Origin of the sequence: Mycobacterium sp., from assembly GCF_049280035.1 — a bacterium.
In the GTDB taxonomy this organism is placed as follows: Bacteria; Actinomycetota; Actinomycetes; order Mycobacteriales; family Mycobacteriaceae; genus Mycobacterium.
Genome location: NZ_JBAPPI010000660.1, coordinates 1 through 4,084, shown reverse-complemented (window position 1 = coordinate 4,084; position 4,084 = coordinate 1). Strand labels below are relative to the sequence as shown.

The following is a 4,084-nucleotide window of genomic DNA, read 5'->3' as shown; positions in this document are numbered from 1 at the left end:
GACGAGATGTCGGGGCCGCACCGTTGTGTGCAACGCTATTGCGCGGCGCGGACGCGACGACCGATCGGCACGCGTAACACCACGTCGGTTCCGCCTTCGGGGGCATCCTGCATCTGCAGCGAGCCGTCCAGCTCCGCGGATACCAATGTCCGCACGATCTGCAGACCCAGTCGGTCGGACTTCTCGACGCTGAACCCCTCGGGCAGACCGCGGCCGTTGTCGTGGACCACCACGTCGAGCCAACGCGCCGACCGCTCGGCTTGTATCGTCACTGAGCCGGCGGTGGGTTCTCGGGCTGCCGGGTCAAACGCATGCTCGATGGCGTTTTGCACGAGTTCGGTGATCACCATGATCAGCGCGGTGGCCCGATCGGAATCCAGGACGCCGAGCATGCCCTCGCGATTGATTCGGATCGGTGTGTCCACCGTCGCCACATCGTTCATGATCGGCAGGATCCGGTCGATCACCTCGTCGAGGTTGACCTCCTCGTCCACCGACATCGACAGCGCGTCGTGGACCAAGGCGATCGACGACACTCGCCGGACCGACTCGATGAGCGCCTCTCGGCCCTCGGCGTTGGTCGTCCGGCGGGCTTGCAGGCGCAGCAGCGCCGCCACGGTCTGCAGATTGTTCTTCACCCGGTGGTGGATTTCCCGGATCGTGGCGTCCTTGGAGATCAACGCGCGGTCGCGGCGCTTGACTTCGGTGACGTCGCGAACCAGCACCGCGGCGCCGGCTGCGGAGCCGTGAACCACCAGCGGCAGCGTCCGCAGCAGCATCGTGGCGCCGCCGGCGTCGACCTCGATGCGCATGCTGGCACCACCGGCCAGCGAGTCGCGCACATGCGTAGCCAGTTCTTGGGCCTCGAACGGGTCGGAGATCAGCGGACGGGTGACCTCGATGAGGTTGTGGCCCTCCAGCTCCAAGGTCAGGCCCATCCGGTGGTAGGCCGACAGTGCGTTCGGGCTGGCGTAGGAGACCACGCCGTTGACGTCGAGTCGAATGAAGCCGTCACCTGCCCGCGGGCTGGAGCGCGACATCGCCACGTCCCCCACGTTGGGAAAAGTGCCCTCGGAGAGCATGTGGACGAGGTCCGCGGCGCAGTCGAGGTATGCGGTCTCCAGCGGGCTGGATTTGTGGGTGTCGGCGACGGCCGTCTGATGGGTCAACACCGCGACCACCTTCTCGCCGTATCGCACCGGCACCGCCTCGATGTTCAGTCCTGTCTGTTGCCACGAATGTGGTTGGCCCGCATCGCTTTCCAGAGCTATGGCGCCGGATTCGAACGCCGCGGCGATCAGCGGCACGCGATCGGCGGCCAGCACGGAACCGACCGCGTCTCGCAGCAGAACGGTGGGGGCGGTATTCGGCCGGCACTGCGCGACACAGACCAGCGAACCGTCGTCGCGGCGAACTCACATCAGGTAATCGGCGAACGAAAGATCGGCGAGCAGCTGCCATTCGCCGACCACCGCGTGCAGGTGGTCGACGGCGCTGCCCGGCAGCATGGTGTGTTCGGCGAGCAGGTCACCGAGAGTGGACATCGGCGACTCCCGCCAAGAGGTACGGACGAGCCAATGGCTAGCTGATTACGGCGATAAGGTCGCCGGCCTGGATGACGTCTCCCACCGAAACACTGACCTTGCTGACTGTGCCGGCGACCTCGGCCAGAACCGGGATCTCCATCTTCATCGATTCCAACAACACCAGGGTGTCACCCTCGCCGATCTGGTCGCCCTCGCTGACCACGACTTCGAGCACGCTAGCCACGATCTCTGCGCGGACGTCCTCGGCCATCATCACCCCGTTCGTCACCCAGCCGGTGTTGCCCAAATTCTGTTGCTCCATCGAACCACAGTCACTTGACGTGAGCGCGAGAGAGTGAGTCCACGCCGGGTCGTGTCGGCGTCGACGGCGCAGGTCACTCACCGGTGCGAGGACACTTGCTGATATCGCGCGGGTATCGGTAAGCAAACTCCAAGATTACTAAGCGAACCTATAGAGTTCGTCCTGTGATCGTGTCGTGTTGTTAATGTGACATTTGAGCAGCATTGTTTCCAGAGTGATTGGAGTGTCTGATGCGCACCTAGTGCTTCAGCAAAATTTGAGGGGAATTCCGTTGTCCGAGAATATGTTTGCGAATCCGACAGCTCGACGCCCATTGACCCGAGTGAAGGCCGGCATCGGGATTGCGCTGGCAGCAATCGCCACCATCGGGCTCGGCGCCGGGGTCGCCGCGGCCGCACCCCAGCAACCATTCCTTGCCGACGACCCGCTGCCGGTTCCAGGCCTCGGCGGGGCCGACGCCGGCGCCGGCGGTGCCGTGAACATCGCCAATTCGCTCTTCGGCTCACTGAGCGGTTTGATGAATAACCTCATCCCCGGCAGCGGGGACCTGTTGATGCCCGCGAGCAGCGCCCTGTCGCCCGGCGGTCTCGCGGGAGGAATGCCCGGCGGTCTTCCGGGAGGAATCCCCGGCGGCTACCCAGGTGCGCTGCCTGGACAGATGCCCGGTGGTCTGCCTGGCTACCCCGGCGGGCTCCCCGGCCAGATGCCCGGCTACCCCGGCGGACTCCCCGGCCAGACGCCCGGCTACCCCGGCGGGCTGCCTGGCCAGACGCCCGGTTTCCTGCCCGGACAGACGCCTGGTGGCCTACCGGGACAGACACCCGGTTTCCTGCCGGGGCAGACGCCTGGTGGTCTACCGGGACAGACACCCGGCTTCCTGCCCGGACAGCCGCCCGGTGGCCTACCGGGACAGACACCCGGCTTCATGCCCGGACAGATGCCTGGCGTAGCCGGGCAGACAGCCGGGGTCCCCGGACAGCCGGGCGCGGTTGTGCCAGTGGGCACTGGGTCGATTGCGTAGCCCCAGGGCTACGCAACACCCGACGCATGGGAAACTGACCTGCAAGTACATCTGCGAGGAGGATCAGTTATGGCCAAGCGTGGCCGCAAGAAGAAAGACCGCAAGTACAGCAAGGCCAATCACGGTAAGCGCCCTAACTCATAGACGGGGCGGTACGGGAATCACCCGCTTGCGGGGGCGTTGGGGGACGCCCCCGCATCCCATGCATTAGGCCGTTCGACGCTACCGGCGGATGATCGTAGTGCGGCTGATTTCGAGCCGTAGCCGCTCACGAAGGCCCTCCGGAGCTCTCTCGCCGCGGCACTTGGTCGCGATCAACGCCTTGATTCGCTCCTCGAGCCCGTAGAGCTGGAAACACGGCGGGCATTCTTCGAGATGCTTGCGTAGCTTCTCTCGAGTGTCGGCGGTGCATTCACCATCGAGCAGCGTCCATACCTCGGCGATCACTTCGGCGCACTCAGCCTTGACCTGCGGTTCCCCACCTACCGGGAAGTCCGTCATGACGAGACCTCCTCGGGTGCCTGGCCTCCGCGAATGAAACCCCGCTCTTTGGCCACATCGGTCAACAATTCCCGCAGCTGACGCCTGCCGCGGTGCAGTCGTGACATCACCGTCCCGATCGGAGTGTCCATGATCTGGGCGATCTCTTTGTAGGGAAAACCTTCGACGTCGGCGTAATAGACCGCCATCCGAAACTCTTCGGGCAACGCCTGCAACGCTTCTTTGATTTCTGTGTCGGGCAGCGCTTCAAGAGCCTCGACCTCGGCGGAACGCAAGCCGGTCGACGAGTGTTCGGCGCTGGCAGCCAACTGCCAGTCGCTGATCTCGTCGGTGGGATATTGCGCCGGTTGCCGCTGCTTTTTGCGGTAGCTGTTGATGTAGGTGTTGGTCAGGATGCGGTACAGCCAGGCCTTGAGGTTGGTGCCCTCTTTGAACGAGCGAAAGCCGGCGTAGGCCTTCACCATGGTTTCCTGGAGCAAATCCTCGGCATCGGCCGGATTGCGGGTCATCCGCAGGGCGCCACCGTATAGCTGATCCAGCAGCGGGATCGCGTCGCGCTCGAACCGCGCGGTCAGCTCCGCATCGGTCTCGTTTGAACGGCTGCGCACAGCCGCGTTGGAGGCATCAGCGGCCGCCGCGCTCTCCGATTGGGTCGCGCCATCGATCTCGGCCATGTTGACGAACACAGTCCCTTCTGTCGCGATGCCGCTGAAC

5 protein-coding genes and 1 pseudogene are annotated in these 4,084 nt (G+C 64.7%); 2 read left to right on the top strand and 4 right to left on the bottom strand.

Annotated elements, in window-relative coordinates:
* Positions 1-35 precede the first annotated feature (35 nt).
* Positions 36-1,544, bottom strand: a pseudogene (locus tag WAN71_RS21255) (sensor histidine kinase).
* A 37-nt stretch (positions 1,545-1,581) separates the two neighbouring features.
* Positions 1,582-1,797, bottom strand: a complete 216-nt coding sequence (locus tag WAN71_RS21250) for a biotin/lipoyl-binding carrier protein (protein WP_043414713.1) — start codon at positions 1,795-1,797, stop codon at positions 1,582-1,584.
* A gap of 373 nt (positions 1,798-2,170) precedes the next feature.
* Here WAN71_RS21250 and WAN71_RS21245 point away from each other — a divergent pair, with 373 nt between their 5' ends.
* Together WAN71_RS21245 and WAN71_RS21240 are read left to right on the top strand one after the other, a co-directional pair.
* Entirely contained in the window at positions 2,171-2,869 is a 699-nt protein-coding gene (locus tag WAN71_RS21245) for a hypothetical protein (RefSeq protein WP_422227222.1), read from the top strand.
* Positions 2,870-2,938: 69 nt separating this feature from the next.
* Positions 2,939-3,013, top strand: coding sequence for a 50S ribosomal protein bL37 (locus tag WAN71_RS21240; RefSeq protein WP_139825066.1), 75 nt, complete (start codon positions 2,939-2,941; stop codon positions 3,011-3,013).
* Between the two features lie 78 nt (positions 3,014-3,091).
* On the opposite strand, the gene rsrA is transcribed toward WAN71_RS21240, so the two are convergent.
* Positions 3,092-3,370 carry a mycothiol system anti-sigma-R factor gene (gene rsrA, locus WAN71_RS21235; protein WP_422227221.1) on the bottom strand — a complete coding sequence of 93 codons (279 nt, stop codon included), beginning with the start codon at positions 3,368-3,370 and terminating at the stop codon, positions 3,092-3,094.
* On the bottom strand, positions 3,367-4,044 hold the full coding sequence (locus WAN71_RS21230) for a sigma-70 family RNA polymerase sigma factor (RefSeq protein WP_422227223.1): 678 nt from the start codon (positions 4,042-4,044) through the stop codon (positions 3,367-3,369). The genes rsrA and WAN71_RS21230 overlap by 4 nt, the downstream gene beginning before the upstream one ends.
* Positions 4,045-4,084 lie beyond the last annotated feature (40 nt).